Here is a 24791-nt window from a genome sequence, read left to right as displayed (position 1 = left end):
CCCCAAGGACCCCAAGGACCCCAAGGACCCCAAGGACCCCAAGGACCCCAAGGACCCCATGGACATCGGCGAACTCGTCGCCATCGACGTCCACACCCACGCGGAGGTGTCCTCCAAGGGCCACTCCTCCCTGGACGACGATCTGCACGACGCCTCCTCCGCGTACTTCAAGGTCGAGGGCAAGCGGAAGCCGACCCTGGAGGAGACCGCCGCGTACTACCGCGAGCGGAAGATGGCCGCCGTGATCTTCACGGTCGACGCCGAGTCCGCGACGGGCACCGAGCCCGTCCCGAACGAGGAGGTCGCCGAGGCCGCCGCCGCCAACGCGGACGTGCTCATCCCCTTCGCGTCCATCGACCCGTTCCGGGGCCGAGCGGGCGTGAAGCAGGCGCGACGGCTGGTCGAGGAGTACGGGGTGAAGGGCTTCAAGTTCCACCCCAACATCCAGGGCTTCTTCCCGAACGACCGGGCCGTGGCCTACGACCTGTACGAGGTCATCGAGGAGACGGGCACCATCGCCCTCTTCCACACGGGTCAGACGGGCATCGGCGCGGGAGTGCCGGGCGGGGGCGGAATCCGCCTGAAGTACTCCAACCCCCTGCACGTGGACGACGTAGCCGCCGACTTCCCGCATCTCAAGATCATCCTGGCGCATCCGTCCTTCCCCTGGCAGGACGAGGCGCTCGCCGTCGCCACGCACAAGCCGGGCGTGCACATCGACCTGTCCGGCTGGTCGCCGAAGTACTTCCCGCCGCAGCTGGTGCAGTACGCGAACACCCTGCTGAAGGACAAGGTCCTCTTCGGCTCCGACTACCCCGTCCTCACCCCGGACCGCTGGCTCGCCGACTTCGAGAAGCTGCCGATCAAGGACGAGGTCAGGCCGAAGATCCTCAAGGAGAACGCCGCCCGCCTGCTCGGGCTGACGTAAGGGGCGCCGGATGCGCAACGAGGGACTGGGGTCGTGGCCCGCACGCCGGGCCCGCAAGACCCCGCACCGCACGGCTTTGGTACACGGTGGTTCGTCGACGAACGGCGGTGGACCGTCGACAGGAGACGGTGGATCGTCGACCGACTACGCCACATTGCATACACGAACCACCCGCCTCGCCCACGCCCTGCGCGCCCGCGGTGTCCGCCGCGGTGACCGCATCGCCTACCTGGGCCCCAACCACCCCTCCTACCTGGAGACCCTGTTCGCCGCCGGCACGCTCGGCGCGGTCTTCGTCCCCCTCAACACCCGCCTCGTCGGCCCCGAGATCGCCCACCAACTCGCCGACTCCGGCGCCAAGGTCCTCGTCTACGGCCCGACGCACGCCGGACTCGTCGCCGGACTGCCGGGCAGCACCGACGTACGGATCTACGTCGAAGTCGGCCGGGAATACGAGGAGTTGCTCGCCGCGGCCTCCACGGAGCCGATCGACGAACCCGTCACGGCCGACGACACCTGCATCATCATGTACACCTCGGGCACGACCGGCCGCCCCAAGGGCGCGATGCTCACCCACGGCAACCTGACCTGGAACGCGATCAACGTCCTCGTCGACACCGACCTGATCGCCGACGAACGCGCCCTGGTCTCCGCCCCGTTGTTCCACACGGCCGGCCTGAACATGCTCACCCTGCCGGTGCTGCTCAAGGGCGGTACCTGTGTCCTGGTCGAGGCCTTCGACCCGGCGGCCACCTTCGACCTGATCGAACAGCACGGGATCACCTTCATGTTCGGGGTGCCGACGATGTTCGACCAGCTGGCCCGGCACCCCCGCTGGGCCGACGCCGACCTGTCCTCGCTGCGCATCCTCACCTGCGGCGGCTCCCCGGTCCCGTCACCGCTGATCGCCGCCTACCAGGAGCGCGGACTGACCTTCCTCCAGGGCTACGGCATGACCGAGGCCGCGCCGGGGACCCTGTTCCTGGACGCCGAACACGCGCAGAGCAAGGCGGGTTCGGCGGGCGTACCGCACTTCTTCAGCGACGTACGGGTCGTACGGCCGGACCTCACCCCCGCCGACGTCGGCGAGACCGGCGAGGTCGTGGTGCGCGGGCCGCATGTCATGCCCGGCTACTGGGGGCTGCCCGAGGAGACGGCCGCGGTCTTCGCCGACGGCTGGTTCCGCAGCGGGGACGCGGCCCGGACCGACGAGGACGGCTATGTGTACATCGTCGACCGGATAAAGGACATGATCATCTCCGGTGGGGAGAACATCTACCCCGCCGAGATCGAGGACCTGCTCCTCGCCCACCCCGACATCGTGGAGTGCGCGGTCATCGGTGTCGCGGACGACAAGTGGGGCGAGGTGCCGCGCGCGGTCGTCGTGCCCCGCGAAGGCGCCCCGCTGGATGCCGACGAGGTGCTCGCCTCGCTGGCCGGCCGGCTCGCCAAGTACAAGATCCCCAAGTCGGTGGTGGTCGCGGACGAACTCCCGCGCACCGCCTCCGGAAAGCTCCTCAAGTCCCGGGTGCGCAAGCGCTTCGGCGGCTAGCGGACAGCCAGGAAACAGTCCATGGGCAACCGGCAACTCCCTTAAGGAACAGGCTACTTATGAGCATCACCGTCAACGGCCTCGACGAACTCAAGAAGCTCGCGGGCAGCGACCTGGGCGCCAGTGAGTGGATCGAGGTCACCCAGGAGCGCGTCAACACGTTCGCCGACGCGACCGGCGACCACCAGTGGATCCACGTCGACCCGGAGCGGGCCGCGGCGGGACCGTTCGGCGCGCCCATCGCGCACGGCTATCTGACCCTGTCCCTCTTCATCCCGCTCTTCACCGAGCTGCTGGACGTCGAGGGCGTGTCGACGAAGGTCAACTACGGCCTGAACAAGGTGCGTTTCCCCGCACCGGTGAAGGTCGGCTCGCGCATCCGGCTCGTCGCCAAGCTCGCCTCGGTCGAGGACGTTCCGGGCGGGGTGCAGGTCGCCGTCGACGGGACGATAGAGATCGACGGCGGACCGAAGCCCGCCGCAGTCCTGCAGAGCCTCTCGCGTTTCTACGCCTGAGCGACCCTCACCGCTCCTGCCGCTACTGCTGTTTGTACGAGTAGACGCTGGTCGACAGCTGGCACACGCCCGGCTGTACGACCTCGGCGCGGAGCGTGCCGCTGTTCACGTCGTAGTCGATGCCCTCGGCCTCGAACGTGCCCGTGCAGATGCTGCGTTGGGGCAGGGCGAACAGGCTGGTGACCGTGCCGGTGATCGGCAGGCCGTCCAGCTTGTGCGGCAGGTCGACCTGGAGGAGCGGGCGGATCTCGGGGAACTTGGTCCCCGAGGCGTCGTCCGAGACGCACACCAGGCGCGTGTCCGTCACGAAGTCGCAGCCCTGGATGTCGTTCACCGTCCTGTCCAGGGTGATCTGCCCGGCCTGCGGCAGCGCCCCGCCCGTCGCCGGAGTGGACGGGTTGGGCAGGGGAGTGGGGAAGACCTGGAGTCTGGACTGGTCGCCCCACTCGCCCGACACCATCCACTGCGTGTCCGGCGAGATCGCGTCGAACGAGTTGTTGATCTTCTCGCCGGAGTCGAGCGGGTGGACGTACGTGTAGCGCGTCCCGGAGGGCGTGGTGACTGCGAACATCTTGGACGTGGCCGTGTCGGCGCCCTGGTAGGCGTCGAAGACATAGCCGTTGGCGATGTCCGGGTCGCCGATGTGGTTCCAGCCCTGGACGCGCAGGTCCAGCGGGATGGACGCCAGGCCCCGGTACAGCAGCGAGCCGTCCGCCTGACTGGCGACGCCCTCGCCGCCGCCGAGGCTGTCGGTGTACGCCGTGCCGGTCTCCGCCCAGGAGGTGGGGGCGGCGGCCGAGGAGGTGCTCACGCCGAGCGTGAGAGCGCCCAATAAGGCTGCGAGCACAGTGAATTGACGCTTCATCAGATACCTGCCAGGTCGACGAAGATGGGGTTCGAATAGAACCATGTGTCGGCCCACGGGTCACCGTTTCCGGGCTCGTGGGGGATCGGGCCGTGCGGGTCGACGGAGGCACCGAGGTAGCCCGCGCCGTGCCGCTCGCCGTCGCTGCCGCGCAGCCGCAGGTAGAAGGACTCGTCCCCGGCGGTCACCGGGACGCGCAGGGTGTACGTCCCCTTCCGGCCGCTCACGTCCGCCGTACGCACGACCTTCGTGTCCGGCGCCCGCCACGCGTCCCGGTCGGACACCGCACCGCGCACGGCGCCCCGGATCACGTCCACGTGCGCCAACTCGGGCAGGATTCCCTGGGCGTTGGGCCGCGAGGCGGTCGTCACGGTGATGTCCAGCGTGAGCCGGTCGCCCTTGCGGACCCGCAGTCGTCCGCCCAGCGTGACGCCCCGGCCGGAGTCGCAGTCCCGCTTCAGGCGCACGTCGAGCCCGTCCAGCAGATGCCCGTGGTCGACCCAGACCCGGCCGGCGCGCATCCCCGCCATCACCGCGCCGTAGCCGTAGCGGGTCACGCCCACATGCGTGCGGCTGAACTCGCCGGGCCAGAAGTCGCTGCCGGGCTGCGGGGTGCCGGTGTCCACCGGGTCGGGCAGCTTGCCGGTGTTGTCGAAGTTCTGCCCGGCCGGCCACGCGCCGTTGGCCCACGTGTCGTGGACCGTACGGTGGTTGTCGGAGTTGGTGGTGATCGAGAACAGCCGGCCCTCGGCCAGCATCGAGTCCCACAGCCCGCCGACGGTCGCCGTCGCCCAGTCGAAACCGCCGTACGTCACATACGCGTCCGCCGGATAGCCCGACCAGGACTGCGCCGACGGCTTGTTCTCGTACTCGCCCCGGATCGACGTCGCACCGCGCCAGCCGGGGAGGGCCGCGCCCTGGGCGCCGGGCGCGCCCTCCATGCCGATCATGATCTCGGGCGCCGCGTCCCGCCAGGCACGCATCTCGTGCGGGGAGTCGATACCGAGGCGCAGCGGGTGGTTGGCGAGGACGAGGACGTCGTCGACGTAGCCCGAACGACGTTGCTCGGCAAGCCACTTGACGGCCTTCACCGCGTGGGCCTCGTTGCGGGCGGTGTCCGTGGCGCCTGCCGAGCCCTCGGTGTAGCCCAGCAGCTTGCCGTCGTAGGCCAGCTCGAACTGCGTGAGCAGATCGACCTCGTGGGGGCCGGGGGCGGCGAACACCGTGCAGTGCTCGGCGGCCGGGATGTACCACTCCAGGCCCTGGAAGATCAGCTGGCGCGGGTTCTCGGCACGGGCCTTGAGGATCTCCGCGTGCTCCAACTCCGCGCCGTAGTTGGCGTGTCCGAAGTTGGAGTGCTCGTTGAAGACCATCCAGTCGAGGCCGTACCGCGCGGCGGCCGTCGCCTGCTGGGAGAACGTGTACTTGGCGTCGTGGCTGTACACGGAGTGCACGTGGTGGTCGCCGACGAGGTAGGCCAGGCGCGGGTCCTCGCCGCCGTAGCCCCGCCCGGCCGCCGCCGCGGAGGTGGCGAGCGGCCCCGCGCCGAGGGTGAACGCGGCGCCGAACAGCCCCGCGCGGCGCAGGAGTTGGCGTCGGGAGACGCCCTGGGCGTCGAGGGCGGCGGGGGAGACGGACGGATCGGCCCAGGTGGGCAGCTGCTGCTCGGTCATGACGGTTCGGAAGTCCTCTGCAGGGCTGTCGGCGATGCGTGAAGTCAGTGGTTCGTGAGGTCAGTGGTTCATGAAGTCAGTGGTTCATGAAGGAGGAGACGGGCAGCGCCCGTTCGACGATCCGGACGTCGCCGAGGCGGCCGTGCAGGATCTGGTCGATCTTCCCGGCGTACTCGTAGCCGCCGAGCAGCCAGGGCAGGCCGACCGAGGTGAGGCCCACGGCGGTCGCCGTCGGATTGCGCACGACGGGGCAGCCCTCGACGTACAGCGTGGTGTGCTTGCCGTCGTTGACGACGGCGAGGTGCCACCAGGTCTCCAGCGGGGTCTCCTGGCCCCAGTTGCTGGCGATGCCCTCCTGGTTGAGCGGGCGTACCGCCCACTGCGGCTCGCGGTCGTTGGAGAGGGAGAGCGTGGCGAGGGGCTCGTCCGGGTCGTCGGCCGTCTTGCCCGCGGCGCCACCCGTACCGGTCCGGCTGACCACTCCGGACCAGGCGTTGTGGCCGGGGTCCCAGTCGGCGGGCAGCCGGTAGAACGCCTCGACGGTGTAACCCCGCTTGAACGTGGCCGAGTTGAGCGGCGCACCGTCGACCGTGCGCAGGTACGCGCCCTTCAGCGGTGACTTGTAGCCGGTGAACTCCAGGCTGCCGTGGCCGGGTTGGTCGGGGTGGTGGTCCGACGACCAGTTCAGGGCGCCGCCGCCGACCGTGACGAGGGTGAGGTCGTTGCCGCGCCCGGACTGGTCGCGGACGGTGCCCGAGACGGCTGTTCCGTCGGACTGTCCGTCGAAGCGCCAGTAGGCGACCGTGCCGGGGACGAGCAGCTTCGCGGCGGGGCGTGACGGGCGGGCGGGGACCGGGGCGAAGCCGGAGAAGCGGGTCGCGAAGTCGATGCCGACGGTGAACCGGTCGGCGTCGCCGCTGAGTTCGATCTCCTGGCGCTCCAGCTCGTTGAGGCCCTTCGCCGCGCGGCCCAGGATCCACGGGGAGACCGTCTCGACGTCGATGACCCCGCGGTCCAGGTCGAAGCGGTAGAGGCGGATCATCGCCGCGCCGCCGAAGTAACGGTTCTGATAGTTCGTCAGGTGCAGATGGACGTCATTGCCCGCCGCGTTCTTGCGCGTCGCCCGCCCGGCGGGCCAGTAGTGCCCGTTGAGCGTGAGGAAGACCTGGTCGTGGTCCTCGATCAACTGGTCCCACAACTGCTGGCCGTAGGACGACAGTTGACCGTCCTCGACGACCAGCTCGTGCGTCGTCAGGATCACCGGCGTGTGCGGGTGCTGGGCCAGGACGCTCTTGGCCCAGGCGTACCCCTTCGCCGACAGCCGCCAGTCCAGCGCCAGCACCATCCACTCGCGGCCCGCCGCCTCGAAGAGGTGGTACGTGTGGTAGCCGTCGGCCGAGGCGCCGCCGAAAGTGCGCGCATCCTTGAAGCGCTGCGGCCCGAACGTGTCCAGGTACGGCGACGAACCGCGCTGGTCGTCCGTCGACGACTTCACGTCGTGGTTGCCCGCCAGCACGCTGTAGCCGACGCCCCGCCGGTCCAGCAGCCCGAACGCCTCCCCGATCGCGGCGAATTCGGGCACGGCCCCGTTCTGGGTGAGGTCGCCGAGGTGGGACAGGAACACGATGTTCTCGTCCTTGCCGTGCTCCAGGAGATAGCGCAGCGAGGCCTCGATCGGCGCCTTGTCGATGCTCGGCCCGTCGAAGAGGTACTGGGTGTCCGGCATCACGGCGAGCGTGAACCGCCGGCTGTCGGTGTCGGGCCGCCAACTCGCGGTCGCCGGAGCCGCTTCGGCGACGGACGGCAGCGCGACGCCGGCCGTGGCGGCGGCGCCCAGCAGCGCGGTCGCCCGGAGGAAGCTGCGCCGTCCTGCGCCGGCCTGGGCCGTCTCGCACTGTTCGTGGTCGTAGTCGTGCTCATGCGAAGTACACACGTGTGCTCCGTGGGTAAGTGCTCGTGAAAGCCGGGGAGTTCACGGCTGGAGAGCCGGAAACCGATGGTTCAGAGAACGCGCAGGGTCCAGCTCCAGCGATGGACACCCGGTGCTACGAGATACTGCGGCGACGTGTCGGGGCCGCACGACGCCGTGCCCAACCCCCGGTGCACCGCGTCGAGTTGCACCACACAGGACGCGCGCGGCACCAGCTCGTCGTGATGCCGTGCGGCGGTCAGGTCCTCGGCGCGATAGCGGGTCACCGAGACCTGGCGGGGCTCGTCGAGGTCGACCGCGAGACCGGTGGCGTCCGGTGCCGACAGCGTGAACCGCCGCACCCCGTGCCGGCCACCGCTCTCCTGCGGGCGCAGATACGGGGTGAACAACTCGTCGACGGGGACCGAGTGGTGGCCCACGGGCGCGCCCGCGCCGCGGTCGGGGTACGACTCCCACGGACCCCGGCCGAACCACTCCAGCAGATCGAGCCCCGGCACCGTCTCGAACACGGTGCCCACCCGGGCCACGTCGTCGAACTCGTCGGGCAGCTCGGCCGACTCCTCGACCCGCACCCCGCCCTCCACCGGCGTGAACACCTGACAGTGCCGGACCACACCGACGGCCCCCGCGTACTCGGCGACCGTCGTCATTCGCTCGCCGTCACGCCGTACGGAAACGACCTTGCGGACCAGTGAGTCGAGCCCCCAGGTCCGCCAGCGCAGCGCCATGCCGCCCAACTCGTCGTTGTCGGTGGGCGCCCGCCACAGGGACAGCGTCGGCGCCACCGCCAGCAGCGGGTGGAGCAGGAGGCCCTCGCCGTCGACCTCGACCCGGCCGCCGCCAACCACCGGCGGCGTCATGGGCGTTGCCGCCCGCAGCCGTACCTGGGGCGCGCACACCTCCGTGCCGCGCGGCGCCCACGCCTGGTCCTCGGCCGTGGTCACCCGCAGCGTCAGCCAGGCCTCGCCGCCGTCCTCCGGCAGTGCGAACGGCAGCGGGACCGCCGCCGTCTCGCCGGGGCACAGGGCGGGCAGTCCGGCAGGAGCGGTCAGCGTGCGGCCGTCCGCTAGGGCCAACTCCCAGGTGGCGGCGAGCCATTCGAAACCCCGGAAGTGCTGGTGGTTGCCGAGGACGACGCCCTCGTGCCGGAAGCACTCGATGCGCACCGGCGCCGAGATCTCCCGGTGCTCGAACATCACCGGCTTGGGCGTGCGGTCGGGAAACACCACGCCGTCCGCGATGAACGCGCCGTCGTGGATCGTCTCGCCGAAGTCACCGCCGTACGCCCAGCGGTGACCGGGCGCGGCGACACCGTTGTCATACAGTCCGGCGCCCGCGCGGCCGGTGGGTCTTCCGTCGCTCACACGCTGCAGGATTCCGTGGTCCCAGAACTCCCAGATGAAGCCGCCCTGAAGACCCGGGGTTGACTCGATGGCAGCCCAGTGGTCCGCGAGGGTGCCGTTGCTGTTGCCCATCGCGTGCGAGTACTCGCACTGGATCAGCGGCTTGGTCTGCGCACCCGACAGCGCGTGCGCGACACAGTCCTCGATCGGCGCGTACATCGGGCAGGCGATGTCGGAGGCGAGATCCGGGTCGGCCCAGTCGCGCTTGGCGGCGCCCTCGTACTGGATCGGTCTGGTGGGGTCGTGCCTGCGGACCCAGCCGGCCGCCGCGTCGTGGTTGGCGCCGTAGTCGGACTCGTTGCCGAGCGACCAGACGATGACGGACGGGTGGTTCTTGTCGCGCAGCACCATCCGCGAGACGCGGTCCACGAACGCGTTCAGATAGCGCGGGTCGTCCGCGATCTCGTGGGCGTGGTCGTGCGACTCGATGTCCGCCTCGTCGACGACGTAGAAACCCAGCTCGTCGGCGAGGTCGTAGAACGCCGGGTCGTTCGGGTAGTGCGAGGTGCGGACCGCGTTGAAGCCGAACCGCTTCAGCAGCGCCAGGTCCGCGCGCATGTCGTCGTACGACACCGTGCGGCCGGTCAGGGGATGGAAGTCGTGCCGGTTGACGCCCCGGATGTACACGCGCTCGCCGTTGACTAGCAGGTCCCGCCCGACGATCTCCACGTCCCGGAAACCGACGCGCCGGTACGACGTGTCCGCGACCGTGTCGTCGGCGCGGTGCAGCCGGACCGTCAGGTCGTACAGCTCGGGCGTCTCGGCGTTCCAGGTGCGGACCCCGGGGACCGTGGCCCGGATGCGGGCCTCGCCGAGGAAGTCGGAGACACGGTCGTCCTCCGTGTTGAACCGGTCGAACTCCGCGTCCTGGGACACGAGTCGGCCGTCCAGCTCGCCGGTGACGTACCACCCGGCGGGCAGGGCGCCGCCCGTGTCCCGCACCTGGCAGTCGACCTGGAGTGCCCCGTCGTGGCGCGCCCGCACGGTCACGTCGGCGAGATACAGCGGGTCGGTCGCGTACAGCAGTACCGACCGCGTGACGCCCCCGTGCCACCACTGGTCCTGGTCCTCGATGTGCGAGGAGTCCGACCACTTGACCACGGTCAGCCGTACGGTGGCCCGCTCGCCGGGGCGTACGACGTCCGAGAGGTCGAAGTCGGCGGCGAGGTGGGAGTCCTTGGAGATGCCGACCGGCCGCCCGTCGACGTGCACGAGCAGCACGCTCTCGGCGGCGCCGACCTGGAGCACGATCCGCCGCCCGGCCCACTCGGCCGGGACGTCGAACTCCCGCTCGTACACACCCGTCGGATTGGCCGCGGGCGACTGTGGAGGGTATTCCGTATACGGCATACGGACGTTCGTGTACTGCGGAAGGTCGTCCGTATCCTGCATGGTCCATACGCCCGGCACGTGTGCGGACGACCAGGCGTCCGCGAGCGGGGCGTCCGGCGCCGGCAGCAGCTGGAAGCGCCAGTCGCCGTCGAGGGAGAGCGCGCCGGTGCGGCGGTCGACGGCGGACATGGGCAACCGCCCCCAGGAGGTCACCTCGGGTGACTCCCAGGGGCGGAGCGCGAAGAGCGGGTCGGTCATCAGCGGATGGCTCCCTTGCCGAGGTCGCCGATGATCTGCTTGGCGCCGACCGCGAACACGATCAGCAGGGGGACGAGGGCCAGAAGTGCGCCGGTCATGACCATTCCGTAGTCGGTGGTGCCGTGTGTGCCGTTGAGCTGGGACAGGGCGACCTGGAGGGTGACGTTGTTCGGGTTGGTGAGGGCGATCAGGGGCCAGGCGTAGTCGTTCCACTGGCCCATGAAGGTGAAGATGCCGAGGAAGGCGAGGCCCGGCCGGACGACCGGGAGGGCCACGTGCCAGTACTGGCGCAGGAAGTTCGCGCCGTCGATGCGGGAGGCGTCGAGGAGTTCGTCGTGGATCGCGCTCTTCATGTACTGGCGCATCCAGAAGATGCCGAACGCGTTGGCTGCCGCCGGCACGATCAGTGCCGTCATCGAACCGATCCAGCCGAGCTTCGCCATGATCACGAACTGCGGGATGGCCGCGAGCTGCGCGGGCACCATGAAGATGACCATCAGCAGCGCGAACAGCACGTTCTTGCCCGGGAAGTGGAACTTGGCGAAGACGAACGCGGCCAGCGAGTCGAAGAACAGGACCAGGAAGGTCACCGACCCCGCCACGAGCACCGAGTTGAACATCGAGCCGAAGAAGTCGATGTTGTCGAAGAGGCTGCGAAGGTTCTCCAGGAAGTGCGTGCCGGGCAGCAGCTTCGGCGGGTAGGAGAAGATCTCCGACGACGTGTGCGTCGACATGATCACGGCCCAGTAGAACGGGAAGGCCGAGAGCAACACGCCCAGGATCAGGGAGACATGGAGTGCGATGCCGCGGCTCCGGGTGCCCCGGATGCCCTTCGGGCGCCGTGTGCCTTGAAGGAATGCCATGGTGACCGACTCCCTAGTCTTCGCCCCGGCGCTGCACCAGGCGCCAGTTGACGATGGAGAAGATGATGACGACGAGGAAGATGCCCCACGCCACGGCGGCGCCGTAGCCGAAGTCGTTGTTGTCGAAGGTCTGTTGGAAGAAGTACAGGACCATCGTCTGGCCGGAGTGGCCAGGACCGCCCGCGAACGTCGAGTCGTTCGACGTGTTCTGGAGCAGCACCTGTGGTTCGGAGAAGCTCTGCAGACCGGTGACCGTCGAGATGACGAGCACGAACAGCAGCACCGGGCGCAGCATCGGCAGCGTGATCCGGAAGAAGGTCTGCACCGGTCCGGCGCCGTCCATCTTTGCCGCTTCGTACAGTTCGCTCGGGATGGTCTGCAGACCGGCGAGGAAGATGATCGCGTTGTAGCCGGTCCACTGCCAGGTCATCAGGGTCGCGATGGCGATCTTGATGCCCCACGGGGTGTTCAGCCAGGCGATCTGGTCGATGCCCACCGCCTGCAACAGGGCGTTCACCAGGCCGAAGTTGGTGGAGAACACCGAGCCGAAGACGATCGCGATCGCCACCACCGAGGTGACGTTCGGGAGGAAGTAGGCGAAGCGGTACACGTTCTTGAAGCGGACCGCCGAGTTGAGCATCACGGCCGTGATCATCGCCAGGAAGATCATGGGGAAGGTGGCCAGCGCCCAGATGATCAGCGTGTTGCCGATCGAGTTCCAGAAGTCGGTGTCGCTCAGCAGGTACTTGTACTGCGACAGACCCGCCCACTCCATGGAGCCGAGGCCGTCCCAGCGGTGGAGGGAGAGATAGAACGAGAAGCCGACGGGGATCAGCCCGAAGCAGAGGAACAGCAGATAGAACGGGGAGATCGCGGCATACAGATGCCAGTACTTGCGGAAGCCGTTCTTGGGCTGCGAGGAGGCGGACCCGGTGTCCACGGCGGCCGGGGGCTTGTCCAGTGCGGTGGCCATCAGTAGCTCACCCCCAGGTGGTCCGCGATGCGCCGGCACTTGCTCATGGCGTCACTCCAGGCCTTCTTGGGGTCCTTGCCGAGGACACCGACGTTCTTGATCTCGTCCTTGAGGGGCTGCCCGAGCGCGCTGTCGAACGGGCTGTTGTAGGCGACCGTGATCTTCTGCGCGGCCGGCCCGAAGATCTCCATCGTGTCCTGCCCGCCGAAGAACGGGTCCGGTGCGCGCAGTGTCTTCAGGTCGTACGAGGCGGGGGTGGAGGGGAACAGGCCCGCGTCGACGAAGCCCTGTGCCTGGTTGGGCGCGTTCAGTATCCAGGTGATGATCTCGAAGGCCCGCTCGGGCTCGCGGCACGCCTTGGTGATCGACAGGAACGAACCGCCGTTGTTGGACGGCCGCACCGGCATCTGGGCGACTCGCCATCGCCCCTTGGTCTTCGGTACGCCGGTCTTGATGTCGTTGGTCGCCCAGGAGGCGTTGAGCTGGCTGGGCAGCTTGCCGTCCTGCTGGGCCGACAACGAGTCCGGCGTGCCGCTGACCAGATCCGAGACGATCTTGCGCTGCCTGGCCTCCACCGCGAGCGCCCAGGCGTGGCGCACGTGTTCCTGGTCGCCGATGAAGTGGCGGTCCTTGTCGACGTACCGCTTGCTGCCCTGCTGCACCACGTTCTCGAAGACCGCGTTGATGTCGCTGAGCAGGTAGGTACCCGGGATCCGCCTCTTGAGCTGCTCGCCCGCCGCGAAGAACTTCTCCCAGGTGTTCAACTCCCGTGAGACATCGGCGGGTTCGTACGGCAGCCCCGCCTTGCGGAACACGGCGTACTGGTAGAAGTGCGCCACCGGACCGCAGTCGATCGGGAAGCCGACCATCGTGCCGTCGTCGGCGATGCCCTGCTCCCACTTCCACGTCAGGTACTGGCTCTTGTACTTGTCCGCGCCGAGTGTCCTGAGGTCCACGAACTGGTCGGCGTTGGGCAGATAGGACGCCATGTCCTCGCCCTTGAGGCCGGCGATGTCGGGGATGTGGGCCCGGCCGGCCATCGTGGTGATCAGCTTCGACCGGTAGTAGCCGCCGATCTTGATCGCCTGGAGGTCGACCGCATTGTCGTAACGCGCCTTGGCGTTCTTGACGACCGTGTCGCCGAGGCCGCCGTCCCAGTACCACAGGACCATGTTCCGGCCGGTGGAACCGGTCGGTACGGCGCAGCCGGAGGTCAGGCCGCCGAGCGCCGTGGCGGCCGTACCGGCCAGGCCCGCACGGAGCAGGCCTCTTCGTGAGAGCCGCACAGCTCCCACCGCCTTTCGGATCTGTTCGATCTGTTCGGGTCGTGCATACGAGGGGCTGGAATGGGGGGACTTGCAGGGAACTTGCGAGGTGGTGGTGGGGGGCTACTGCCGTGCGGGGGGAGTGACGGGCGCGTACGCGACGGGCGGGCCGGGGTCCGCCGGGATCCTGTCGACGAGGAAGCCGTATGCGCGCCGCAGTTCGGGATCGCGGACTGTATGCAGCCAACGGTCGACGCCGTACCAGCCGGGCGCCGCCAGCGCACCGCTGGGGTGCTGGACCGAGAGCCCGGCCGCGAGTACCGCGAACCGCAGCCGTTCCTCCAGCGGCCAGCCGCCGAGCGAGGCCGCGACGAAACTCGCGCCGAACACGTCACCGGCGCCCGTCGCGTCCAGGACGTCCACGGCCAGCGCCGGGACCTCCGCGTACTCGCCGGTCGTCTGGTCGACGGCGATCGCCCCGTCCCCGCCCCGTGTGATCACCGCGACCGGCACCAGCTCGGTGAGCGTGCCGAGCGCCGCGACCGCGCTGTCGGTGCGGGTGTAGGCCATCGCCTCGGACTCGTTGGGGAGGAAGGCGTGGCACAGGGAGAGCTGGTCGAGCAGGTCGCGGGACCACTGCTGGGTGGGGTCCCAGCCGACGTCGGCGTAGATCTGCGTGCCGTTCGCGGACGCCTTGGCGAGCCACTCGCGCGGCTCGGCCTCGATGTGCACCAGCGCCGTCCGCGCCTCGGGCGGGTCGCCCATGAGCACGTCCTGCGAGTACGGCGGTTCCTGGCCGTGGGTGACCAGCGCGCGGTCGTCGCCGTGCGCCAGCGAGACGGTGACGGGGGTGTGCCAGCCGTTCGCGGTGCGGGACAGGGAGAGGTCGACGCCCTCCTGGCCGGCGAGGACCTCGTGGCAGTACACGCCGTAGAAGTCGTCGCCGAAGACCGTGGCCAGGGAGGTCTTCAGGCCGAAGCGGGACGCGGCGACCGCGAGGTTCGCGATGCCGCCGGGGCCGCAGCCCATGCCGGCCGTCCAGATCTCCTCGCCCGGCGTCGGCGGCTGCCCCAGACCCGTGAGGACGAGGTCGTAGAAGAGCAGCCCGGTCAGCAGCACATCGGGCCGGGGGTCGTCCACGCGCACATCCTCTCGTCGGCACGTCATCTGGAGAGTTCGTCAAAACTCTTCATTTCGGTGACCGGAATCGTGCGCTGCTCGACGAGATTGGTCAATACCCAAGCAGAACTGAGCATAGAAATGATTGAAGATGACGAGTAGTGTTCGCGACGTGCTGGCAGAACGACGACATCAACTCATCCTGCGGGCCCTGCGCTCCGGTGGCCCCGCGGCCGTGACCGATCTCTCCGAGCAGTTGGGTGTGAGCCCCGCCACGATCCGGCGTGACCTGCTCAAACTGGAGGAGGACGGGCTGCTCACGCGCGTCCACGGCGGTGCCGTGGCCGACGAGGGCGACCAGCCCTTCGCCGAGGTCGCCGAGGTGCGGGTGGCCGAGAAGGACGCGATAGCCGCGCGCGCCGCCGCCATGGTGGCCGACGGCCAGTCCGTCCTCCTCGACATCGGCACCACCGCCTACCGGCTCGCCCGGCAGCTGCACGGCCGCCGCCTCACCGTGATCACCAGCAACCTCGTCGTCTACGAGGAGCTGGCCGACGACGAGGGCATCGAACTGGTGCTGCTCGGCGGCATGGTCCGGCGCGAGTACCGCTCCCTGGTGGGCTTCCTCACCGAGGACAACCTGCGCCAGCTGCACGCCGACTGGCTCTTCCTCGGCACCAGCGGGGTGCGGCCCGGCGGCCAGGTGATGGACACGACGGTCGTCGAGGTGCCGGTCAAACGGGCCATGATCAAGGCCGGCGAAAAGGTCGTCCTGCTCGCCGACGCGCAGAAGTTCCCGGGTACGGGCATGGCGAAGGTGTGCGGTCCCGAGGACCTGGACGCGGTGGTGACGAACGCCCCGGTCGACCCGCTGACCCGTTCCTCCCTGGAGGAAGCGGGCGTCGAGGTCGTCGTGGCAGGAAAGGTGAAAGCGTGAAGCTGACGATTCTGGGCGGCGGCGGGTTCCGCGTGCCGCTCGTGTACGGGGCACTGCTGACGGACCGCGGCGAGGGCCGGGTCACCGAGGTGGTGCTGCACGATCTCGACGACAGTCGACTGTATGCGGTCGCCCGTGTACTGGCCGAACAGGCCGCCACTGTCCCCGACGCCCCCGAGGTCACCGCCACCACCGACCTCGACGAGGCGTTGCGCGGCGCCGACTTCGTCTTCTCCGCGATCCGCGTCGGCGGCCTGGAGGGTCGCGCCGACGACGAGCGGGTGGCCCTCGCCCAGGGTGTCCTCGGCCAGGAGACGGTCGGCGCCGGCGGTATTGCCTATGGTCTACGAACCGTGCCCGTAGCCGTCGACATCGCGCGGCGTGTGGCCCGCCTCGCCCCCGACGCCTGGGTCATCAACTTCACCAACCCGGCCGGACTGGTCACCGAGGCCATGTCCCGCCACCTCGGCGACCGCGTCATCGGCATCTGCGACTCCCCGGTCGGTCTCGGCCGCCGTATCGCCAAGGTGCTCGGCGCCGACCCGCGCGAGGCCTTCATCGACTACGTCGGTCTCAACCACCTCGGCTGGGTCCGCGGCCTGCGCGTGGCCGGCCGCGACGAACTCCCGCGCCTGCTCGCCGACCCCGACCTGCTCGGCTCCTTCGAGGAGGGCAAGCTCTTCGGCACCGAGTGGCTCCAGTCGCTGGGCGCCATCCCGAACGAGTACCTGCACTACTACTACTTCAACCGCGAGACCGTCCGCGCCTACAGCGAGGTCGAGCGGACCCGCGGCGCGTTCCTGCGCGACCAACAGGCGCAGTTCTACGACGAGATGAAGCGTCCGGACGCCGCCGCGCTGACCGCCTGGGACCGTACCCGCGCCGAGCGCGAGGCGACCTACATGGCGGAGAACCGGGAGACGGCCGGCGCCGGCGAGCGCGACGCGGACGACCTCTCCGGCGGGTACGAGAAGGTCGCCCTCGCCCTGATGCGGGCCATCGCCCGCGACGAACGCACCACCCTGATCCTCAACGTCCGCAACCAGGGCGCCCTGTCCGTTCTCGACACGGACGCCGTCATCGAGGTGCCCTGCCTGGTCGACGCCAACGGCGCCCACCCCGTCGCGGTCGCCCCGCTGCCCGACCACGCCACCGGCCTGGTCTGCGCGGTCAAGGGCGTCGAGCGCGAGGTCCTCGCGGCGGCCGAGAACGGCTCCCGTACGACGGCGGTGAAGGCCTTCGCGCTGCACCCGCTGGTCGACTCGGTGAACGTCGCGCGCAGGCTGGTCGAGGGCTACACCGAGGTCCACCCGGGCCTGGCGTACCTTAAGTAGGCATCCGTTCAGTAAGCGCTTTCCCCCGAGTGCTCGGCAGCTCTCCGAGTTGTCGGCAGCCACCCAGTTCTCAGCAGCTCCCTGGTTCTCTGGAGACTTCCCATGCACGACGAACGCCGCCGGATCGAGGAGCGCGTCGAGCGCGCCCACAACCAGCGCATCAAGCCCGCGATCTACGCGGCCACCGCGCCCTTCACGGTCGAGGCCTGGCAGGCGCCGGGCGAGCCGGTGCCCTTCGCGGAGGCCGCGGCGGCGCCGTACGCGCCGTTCGCGATGGACACCCCGTGGGGTCCGCCCTGGGGCACCACCTGGTTCCGGATGCGCGGGCAGGTGCCCGCGGAGTGGGCCGGGAAGCGCGTCGAGGCCGTCATCGACCTCGGCTTCGTGGGCGACTGGCCGGGCAACCAGGCCGAGGCCCTGGTCCACCTCGTGGACGGGACGCCGCTGAAGGCGGTCAACCCGCTCAACCAGTACGTGGCGATCGCCAACCCGGCGACGGGCGGCGAGGTCATCGACTACCTGGTCGAGGCGGCCTCCAACCCCGACATCCTCGCCAACAACTTCTCCGAGCCGACGCCGCTCGGCGATGTACTGACGGCGGGCGACCGTCCACTGTATACATTCCGCCGCGCCGACCTCGCCGTCCTCGACGAGGAGGTCTTCCACCTCGACCTCGATGTCCAGGTGCTGCGCGAACTGATGCTGGAACTGGGCGAGCACGACCCCCGTCGGCACGAGATCATGCACGCGCTCGACCGCGCCCTGGACCTCCTGGACCTGGACGACGTCGCCGGTACGGCCGCCGACGTACGGGCCGCGCTCAAGCCGGTGCTGTCGAAGCCCGCCAACGCCAGCGCGCACATCGTCTCCGGTGTCGGGCACGCGCACATCGACTCGGCGTGGCTGTGGCCGATCCGCGAGACCAAGCGCAAGACGTCCCGCACCTTCTCGAACGTGACGTCGCTGGCCGACGAGTACGAGGACTTCATCTTCGCCTGCTCGCAGGCCCAGCAGTACGAGTGGGTGCGCGACAACTACCCGCAGGTGTGGGCCCGCATCCAGGAGTCCGTCAAGCGCGGCCAGTGGGCGCCGGTCGGCGGCATGTGGGTCGAGTCCGACGGCAACCTGCCCGGCGGCGAGGCCATCGCCCGTCAACTGGTCCACGGCAAGCGGTTCTTCATCGAGCACTTCGGCGTCGAGACCAAGGGCGTCTGGCTGCCCGACTCCTTCGGCTACAACGCGGCCTACCCGCAGCTCGCCAAGCTCGCAGGCAACGAGTGGTTCCTCACCCAGAAGATCTCCTGGAACCAGACCAACAAGTTCCCCCACCACACCTTCTGGTGGGAGGGCATCGACGGCACCCGCATCTTCACGCACTTCCCGCCGGTCGACACCTACAACGCCCGCTTCAGCGGCGAGGAGATGTCCCGCGCGGTCCGCAACTACCAGGAGAAGGGCAGCGCCACCCGCTCCCTGGCCCCCTTCGGCTGGGGCGACGGCGGTGGCGGCCCCACCCGCGAGATCATGGAACGGGCGCGCAGGCTCGCCGACTTGGAGGGTTCGCCCAAGGTCGTCGTCGAGCACCCCGACGAGTTCTTCGCCAAGGCCCGCGCCGAGTACCCGGACGCTCCTGTCTGGGTCGGCGAGCTGTACCTCGAACTCCACCGCGCCACCTACACCTCCCAGGCCCGCACCAAGCAGGGCAACCGGCGCAGCGAACACAAGCTCCGTGAGGCCGAGTTGTGGGCGACCACCGCCGCGCTGCACGCTCCGGGCTACGCGTACCCCTACGAGAAGCTCGACCGGCTGTGGAAGACGGTCCTGCTGCACCAGTTCCACGACATCCTGCCGGGCTCCTCGATCGCCTGGGTGCACCGCGAGGCCGAGGCCGAATACGCCCGCGTGGCAACGGAGTTGGAGGAGCTGACGGCGGCGGCCGTGGCCGCGCTGGGCGGCGGCGGTACCCGCGTCTTCAACACCAGCCCCTACGACCGCGCCGAGGTCATCCGCACGGCGACCGGTGTGCCGATGTACGCGACGGTCCCGGCGAACGGCAGCGCCCCCCTGGCCGCCGAGTACGTTCCCCAGGCCGTGACCGTCACCGACCGGGTCCTCGACAACGGCATCGTCCGCGTCGAACTCGCCGACGACGGCACCCTCGCCTCCGTGCGCGACCTGCGCCACGGCAACCGCGAAGTCCTCGCCGACCAGGGCAACCTGCTGCGCCTGCACACCGACCTCCCGAACTACTGGGACGCCTGGGACGTCGACAAGCACTACAAGAACCGCTTCACCGACCTCCTGACCGCCGACTCCCTCACGGTCGTCGAGCAGGACCCGCTGCTCGGCGCGATCCGTGTGGAACGGTCCTTCGGCAAGGGCTCGAAGATCGTGCAGACGATCACCGTCCGCGCGGGCAGCGCCCGGATCGACTTCGAGACCGACATCGACTGGCACGAGGCCGAGAAGTTCCTCAAGGCCGGCTTCCCGGTGGACATCCGGGCGGCGCACTCCTCCGCCGAGATCCAGTTCGGTCACATCCAGCGGCCCACGCACACCAACACCAGCTGGGAGGCGGCCCGTTTCGAGGTCTCCGGCCACCGCTGGGTGCACCTCGCCGAGCCCGGCTACGGCGTCGCCGTCATCAACGACTCGACGTACGGCCACGACGTCTCCCGCACGGTCCGCGAGGACGGCGGTACGACGACCACGGTCCGCCTGAGCCTGGTGCGCGCCCCGCGCATCCCGGACCCGGGCGCCGACCAGGGCAAGCACCGCTTCACCTACTCGCTGCTGCCCGGCGCGAGCATCGACGACGCGGTCGCCGAGGGCTACGCCCTCAACCTCCCGCTGCGCGTGGCCGATTCGGGCGGCGCCCCGGAACCGGTCGTCTCCGTCGACGGCGAGGGCGTCACCGTCGAGGCGGTCAAGCTCGCCGACGACGAGTCCGGCGACGTCGTGGTCCGGCTCTACGAGTCGAGCGGCGGCCGGGCCCAGGGCGTCCTGCGCACGGGCTTCCCCCTCGCCGGCGCCCGGATCACCGACCTGCTGGAGCGACCGCTGGACGAGGAGGTCTCCTTCGACGGCGGCTCGGTCGCCGTCTCCCTGCGGCCCTTCCAGATCCTGACGCTCCGTCTGAAGCGGGCGGACGCGGGCCAGTAGCACCCCGGAGGGCGGGCCCCGGCGGTCGTGGATGCAGTTGGCCAGTTCCGCCTCGGCGATCCGGGCCGCGGTGGGTCCGTGCCGGAGGTCCTGGATGGTGTCTCCGTGAATGTGACACTTCCTGCCGGGAGTGTCACATTCGCGGAACTGGGCCCCTGCCGCCCGTGGATTCGCCAACAGAGTCCCCGTGCGTCGGGGCCCGCCCTCTCGGTCCCCCAACCGACCTTGTACGTGACGGGAGTTCAGCCGTGCCCATGCAACCGTGGTTCACCGACGCCAAGTTGGGGATCTTCGTCCACTGGGGGATCTACGCCGTCGACGGCGTCCAGGAGTCCTGGTCGTTCTACGACGACATCGTGCCGCACGACCAGTACATGTCCCAGCTCGACCGCTTCACCGGCGCGAAGTACGATCCGCGCGCCTGGGCCGACCTGTTCGCCCGTGCCGGCGCCAAGTACGCCGTCCTCACCAGCCGCCACCACGACGGAGTGGCCCTGTGGGACACCGAGTTCGGCGACCTCAACCTCGGCACGGACTACATATCCGGCTACGCGGACGCCCTCCGCGAGCAGGGCCTCAAGGTCGGCCTCTACTACTCGCACTCCGACTGGAACCACCCCGACTACGCCTCCACCCGCAAGCCGGGCCGCCCGCCGGAGCAGGAGGACAACCGGTACTCCGAGTGCTCGGCCGAGGACGAGGACCTGGCCGCCTGGGAGCGGTTCATCGCCTACCGGGACGGCCAGATACGGGAGTTGGCCTCCCGCCACCGGCCCGACCTGATGTGGTTCGACGGCGAGTGGGACCGCAGCGAGGAACAGTGGCGCATCAAGGAACTCGCCGCGCTCATCCGCTCGTACTCACCGCATGTCGTCTTCAACGCCCGCATGCTAAGCGAGGGCGACTACGCGACACCGGAACAGGGCGCCCCCATCGAACCCCCGGACGGCCCCTGGGAGTTGTGCCTCACCATCAACGACTCGTGGGGCTACCGGCACCACGACGACAACCACAAGTCGCTGAGCCAGCTGGTGCGTTACTTCACGGAGACGATCGGCGGGGGCGGCAACCTCCTCCTCGACGTCGGCCCGATGGAGGACGGCACCATCCCGCAGCCGCAGGTCGAGCGCCTCGAAGGCATGGGAGAGTGGATCCGCAGACACGCCGACGCCGTGTACGGCACGGTGCGCGGCCTTCCTGCCGGGCACCACTACGGGCCGAGCACCCTCTCCGCCGACCGGCGCACCCTCTACCTCACCCTGTACGACATCCCGCGCGCCGAGATCGGCGTCCGCGGCCTGGTCACCCCGGTCCGCAGGGTCACCGTGCTCGGCACCGGCACCGAACTCGCCCACCGGGTCGTCGGCGGACTCCACGAGGCCGTAGGGCAGTTGTGGATCGACCCGCCGCCCCTGGCCGATCTCGACCCGCACGCCACGGTCCTCGCCCTCGAACTGGACGGGGAGTTGGAGCTGTACCGGGGATCGGGACGTTTCTGACCGGCGGGGGCGGCTGCTGAAGTACAGGCGCAGGAGCGGCTGTTGACGTACCGAGGCGGCCGGCCCACACGGGGGACCGGCCGCCAGGGGTGGGGGTCGTCAGCCGGTGAAACCGGCCGTGATGGATGTGAACTGCCAGGTGTTCTGGCTGATGCCGGAGCAGTTGCTCACCACTCCGCCACCGGCGCACCCGCGGTCGCGGTTGACCGACCAGAAGGCGAGCCGGGCGATGTGGTGCGCGTTCGACCAGTCACGGATCTGTGTCCAGATGGCCGGAGTCGTCGTCTCCGACTGGTCCGACAGACCGTTCATGCCCGAGATGCCGATGTGTGAGTAGGCCGTGGCGTCGTCCCATCCGAAGGTGGACTTCAGCTTGGTCTTCAGGCCCTCCGCTGCGGCGACCGTGTTGCCGTACATGTCGGAGCCGCCGCCGAAGTCGAACGGCATGATGGTGAAGACGTCGATGCCGGCGTTGAGGGACTGCGCCTGCTCGATGAGCCGGTTGCCGTAGTACGTCGGGCCGGTCGTCGAGGTGCCGAAGGTGACGATCGTCCTCAGGCCCGGGTTGTTGGCCTTGACGGTCTTCAGCGCGGTGAGGATCTTCGCCTGGACGGCCTCGTTCTCGAACTCGTCCGTGTTCTCGATGTCCATGTCGATCGCCTTGAGGCCGTAGGCGCTGATCACTTTCTGGAGTGCCCCGGCGAGTGCGCTCGCGGAGGAGCAGTTGGCGCCGAGCTTGCTGCCCTGCCAGCCGCCGAAGGACGGCACGATGTCACCGCCGGCCGCGCGGATCTGGTTGATGGCGGTCTGGTCGACGCCACCGGTCAGCGCCCGGCTGCCGTCCCAGGCAGGGGTGCAGCCGCCGGAGTCCAGCACGAACGCCATCGTGAACCACTTGATGCCGGTCGCGCTCATCACCGTGCTCGGGCTCGGGGGATCGCCCCAGCCCTCGTAGAGATAGGGCGCGGCCTGCGTGAACCCGGTGTTGCCACCGGTGCCGGCGCTCGTCGTGACGCTCACCGCGTTGGAGGCGGCCGAGGTGTTCCCGGCCGCGTCGCGCGCCTTCACGGTGAACGTGTAGGCGGTACTGGCCGCGAGCCCGCTGACCGTGCCGCTCGTACCGGAGACGCTGAGGACCTGGTTCGCGCCGCTGTAGATGTCGTACGCCGTGACGCCCACGTTGTCCGTCGAGGCGCCCCACGACAGGGACACGCTGGAGGACGTCTTGCCGGTGGAGGTCAGCCCGGTCGGCGCGGTCGGGGCCTGGGTGTCTCCGCCGCCACCGCCGGGGCCGTCCAGGCTGATGTCGTCCGCGTAGTAGGTGCCCTGCGCGTACCAGCCGTGAACGTAGATGGTGGCGCTGGTCTGCGAGGCGCCGGTCGTGAACGACGTCGTCAACTGGCTGTACGCCGACGGGGACGTCGTCCAGGTCGAGTTGCCGCCGGTCACGCCGAGGTAGACATAGCTTCCGCGCACCCAGCCGCTGAGCGAGTAGGCCGTGTTCGGTTGCACGGCCACCGTCTGGGTGCATTGCGCTGTGTCGCTCGAACTCGCCGCGCCCGCAAGGGCCTTGGAGCCCCCGTGCACGGGTGAGGAGACGACCGAGCCGAGGTTCCCGGTGCAGGACCAGGGCGAGAGACTGCCCGACTCGAAGCCGGGGTTGGTCAGGACGTTGGCCGCCTGCGCCGTACCGGGCAGCGCGATGGCCCCGGCCATGGCCAGGGCCGCGGTAGCGAGCAGGGCGAGGAGTCGATGTCTGGAGCGTCCGAGTGTGTTGCGCACGCGATCTCCCTGAAGGAATGGGGGTGTTCGGGAGTGCAGGAGGGTGCGCAACCAAGTTGGTGTGGACCAATCACGGTGTCAAGATGCGACGCCATGATTGGTCCAGACCGGTATGAAGTTGTGGGTCGAGGTGGGGCAGGCCCTAGGCGCGGGCCGCTGCCCGGCTGCCCGCCTCTGTCGACTCGGTGCTCTCCGGCGCCGCTTCGGCCTCGGCCGGTACCGGTGCGGCGACCGTCGCCAGCAGGGGCTCCGACTCCTCCGCGCGCTGGTGCGGGAGCGACACGGGACGCAGCTGACGCGGGCCCGACACCACCGCGTAGTCCGCGCCCAGGAACGGCGGCTCCATCGTGCCCGGGTCCTCGCCGAGCGCCAACTGCACCGCCGCCCAAGGGGCGTTGACCCCGCACAGCGACAGCTGGTGCAGGCCGCCCGCCGGGCGGGTGTTGACGTCCATCAGCACCGGCTGCTCGCCGAACATGCGGAACTGGATGTTGGACAGGTAGTGCAGCCCGAAGCCCTCGGCGATCCGCCGGGCCGGCTCCAGCCACTGCTCGTGCAGGGTGAAACCGCGGCGGCGGCCGTTCTTCGTGCGGCCCACGGCGAGCCGGACCAGGTTGTCGGGACCGGTCAGGCAGTCCACCGACACCTCCGGCTCCTCCAGGCGCGGCATGACCAGCCAGTCGACCTGCTCGTCGGCCTGCTCCAGCGCCTCGACGACCGTGTCGAGCGGGACGTAGGGGCTCGGGAAGCCGTTGAGGTGCATGAGCGAGAAGGGGGCGCGCGTGATCACACGGAAGCCCACCCCGCCCGCGCCGGACGCCGGCTTGAAGCACGCCTTGTGCCCGGCGGCCTCCAACTCCTCGACGGCCGCGACGAGTTCGGGCGCCGTGCGCACCCGCCACCACGGCGGTACGGGCACGCCGATCGCCTGGACGGCCTCGTACGCGATCACCTTGTCGTGGAAGACGGCGACGGCCTCGGGGGTCGGCGCCAGCAGTGCCGTACCGACCGCCTCGAAGTCCGCGCGGTGCGCCACGATCTCCGACTGGTGCAGCCGGGGCACGAACACGTCGATGCCGCGGCGGGCGCACTGGTCGAGGGCGAACTCGACGTACGCGGCCGGGGACAGGCCCTCGGGCTCCAGGTCGGCGGTGTCGGCGGCGGCCAGTACGGGGGAGTCCGCGTCGCCGTGCGTGGCATGGATCTCGACGGCCCGATCGCTGGGATTTCTCCGCAGCTGATCCATGAAGAACACGTTCTCCGCGTACGTGCGGTTGAGCCAGACGCGTACGCGAGAGACCATGCAGGGCCGTCCTTTCGGGTTCGCGGGCACGGCGGAGCGAGGCCGTGCCCGGCCAGGGTGTTTGGAGGTACACCAAACCGCCCTCGGCGAAGGGGCGT

The 24791-nt window shown here is 69.6% G+C and carries 17 protein-coding genes; 7 read left to right on the top strand and 10 right to left on the bottom strand.

Going from position 1 to position 24791, the window contains the following annotated elements; all coding sequences use genetic code 11:
• The first annotated feature begins 58 nt into the window (after positions 1 to 58).
• The 3 genes from ACIQBL_RS13565 to ACIQBL_RS13555 are packed head-to-tail and all read left to right on the top strand — an operon-like array spanning position 59 to position 2995.
• On the top strand, positions 59 to 928 hold the full coding sequence (locus tag ACIQBL_RS13565; protein WP_401940735.1) for an amidohydrolase family protein: 870 nt from the start codon (positions 59 to 61) through the stop codon (positions 926 to 928).
• Between the two features lie 10 nt (positions 929 to 938).
• Positions 939 to 2480: a long-chain fatty acid--CoA ligase gene (locus tag ACIQBL_RS13560; RefSeq protein WP_401940546.1), complete on the top strand. Its 1542-nt coding sequence runs from the start codon at positions 939 to 941 to the stop codon at positions 2478 to 2480.
• 59 nt (positions 2481 to 2539) lie between these two features.
• Entirely contained in the window at positions 2540 to 2995 is a 456-nt protein-coding gene (locus tag ACIQBL_RS13555; RefSeq protein WP_401940544.1) for a MaoC family dehydratase, read from the top strand.
• Positions 2996 to 3017: 22 nt separating this feature from the next.
• Here the strand turns inward: ACIQBL_RS13555 and ACIQBL_RS13550 are convergent, their stop codons facing one another.
• From ACIQBL_RS13550 to ACIQBL_RS13515, 8 genes are all read right to left on the bottom strand, one after another.
• Entirely contained in the window at positions 3018 to 3860 is an 843-nt protein-coding gene (locus tag ACIQBL_RS13550; RefSeq protein WP_401940542.1) for a hypothetical protein, read from the bottom strand.
• Positions 3860 to 5533, bottom strand: coding sequence for a histidinol-phosphatase (locus ACIQBL_RS13545; protein WP_401940540.1), 1674 nt, complete (start codon positions 5531 to 5533; stop codon positions 3860 to 3862). Before ACIQBL_RS13545 ends, ACIQBL_RS13550 begins: the two co-directional genes overlap by 1 nt.
• Positions 5534 to 5609: 76 nt before the next feature.
• Positions 5610 to 7466, bottom strand: a complete 1857-nt coding sequence (locus ACIQBL_RS13540; protein WP_401940537.1) for a LamG-like jellyroll fold domain-containing protein — start codon at positions 7464 to 7466, stop codon at positions 5610 to 5612.
• A 68-nt stretch (positions 7467 to 7534) separates the two neighbouring features.
• Positions 7535 to 10456, bottom strand: coding sequence for a glycoside hydrolase family 2 TIM barrel-domain containing protein (locus ACIQBL_RS13535; protein WP_401940535.1), 2922 nt, complete (start codon positions 10454 to 10456; stop codon positions 7535 to 7537).
• Positions 10456 to 11319: a carbohydrate ABC transporter permease gene (locus ACIQBL_RS13530; protein WP_401940532.1), complete on the bottom strand. Its 864-nt coding sequence runs from the start codon at positions 11317 to 11319 to the stop codon at positions 10456 to 10458. Before ACIQBL_RS13530 ends, ACIQBL_RS13535 begins: the two co-directional genes overlap by 1 nt.
• A 13-nt stretch (positions 11320 to 11332) precedes the next feature.
• Positions 11333 to 12292, bottom strand: a complete 960-nt coding sequence (locus ACIQBL_RS13525; protein WP_401940529.1) for a carbohydrate ABC transporter permease — start codon at positions 12290 to 12292, stop codon at positions 11333 to 11335.
• Complete coding sequence (locus ACIQBL_RS13520) at positions 12292 to 13578, bottom strand: ABC transporter substrate-binding protein (protein ID WP_401940527.1); 1287 nt, start codon at positions 13576 to 13578, stop codon at positions 12292 to 12294. The genes ACIQBL_RS13525 and ACIQBL_RS13520 overlap by 1 nt, the downstream gene beginning before the upstream one ends.
• Positions 13579 to 13680: 102 nt before the next feature.
• Positions 13681 to 14697 (bottom strand): carbohydrate kinase family protein, encoded by a 1017-nt coding sequence (locus tag ACIQBL_RS13515; RefSeq protein WP_401940524.1) that lies wholly within the window; start codon positions 14695 to 14697, stop codon positions 13681 to 13683.
• A gap of 151 nt (positions 14698 to 14848) precedes the next feature.
• Between ACIQBL_RS13515 and ACIQBL_RS13510 the strand changes: the two genes are divergently transcribed.
• The 4 genes from ACIQBL_RS13510 (at position 14849) to ACIQBL_RS13495 (ending at position 21608) form a co-directional block, all read left to right on the top strand.
• Positions 14849 to 15613: a DeoR/GlpR family DNA-binding transcription regulator gene (locus ACIQBL_RS13510; RefSeq protein WP_401940521.1), complete on the top strand. Its 765-nt coding sequence runs from the start codon at positions 14849 to 14851 to the stop codon at positions 15611 to 15613.
• Positions 15610 to 16947 (top strand): 6-phospho-beta-glucosidase, encoded by a 1338-nt coding sequence (locus ACIQBL_RS13505; protein WP_401940518.1) that lies wholly within the window; start codon positions 15610 to 15612, stop codon positions 16945 to 16947. The genes ACIQBL_RS13510 and ACIQBL_RS13505 overlap by 4 nt, the downstream gene beginning before the upstream one ends.
• Positions 16948 to 17049: 102 nt before the next feature.
• Positions 17050 to 20109: an alpha-mannosidase gene (locus tag ACIQBL_RS13500; protein ID WP_401940515.1), complete on the top strand. Its 3060-nt coding sequence runs from the start codon at positions 17050 to 17052 to the stop codon at positions 20107 to 20109.
• A gap of 248 nt (positions 20110 to 20357) precedes the next feature.
• Complete coding sequence (locus ACIQBL_RS13495; RefSeq protein WP_401940512.1) at positions 20358 to 21608, top strand: alpha-L-fucosidase; 1251 nt, start codon at positions 20358 to 20360, stop codon at positions 21606 to 21608.
• 99 nt (positions 21609 to 21707) lie between these two features.
• Here the strand turns inward: ACIQBL_RS13495 and ACIQBL_RS13490 are convergent, their stop codons facing one another.
• Both ACIQBL_RS13490 and ACIQBL_RS13485 read right to left on the bottom strand, forming a co-directional pair.
• Positions 21708 to 23390 carry a carbohydrate binding domain-containing protein gene (locus ACIQBL_RS13490; protein WP_401940508.1) on the bottom strand — a complete coding sequence of 561 codons (1683 nt, stop codon included), beginning with the start codon at positions 23388 to 23390 and terminating at the stop codon, positions 21708 to 21710.
• Positions 23391 to 23532: 142 nt separating this feature from the next.
• Positions 23533 to 24693: an ATP-grasp domain-containing protein gene (locus ACIQBL_RS13485; RefSeq protein ID WP_401940505.1), complete on the bottom strand. Its 1161-nt coding sequence runs from the start codon at positions 24691 to 24693 to the stop codon at positions 23533 to 23535.
• Positions 24694 to 24791: the final 98 nt, after the last annotated feature.

This window comes from Streptomyces sp. NPDC088350, assembly GCF_044753545.1.
Classification (GTDB): Bacteria; Actinomycetota; Actinomycetes; order Streptomycetales; family Streptomycetaceae; genus Streptomyces.
The sequence above is the reverse complement of the archived record's forward strand: the minus strand, read 5'-3'. Positions and strand labels throughout refer to the sequence as shown.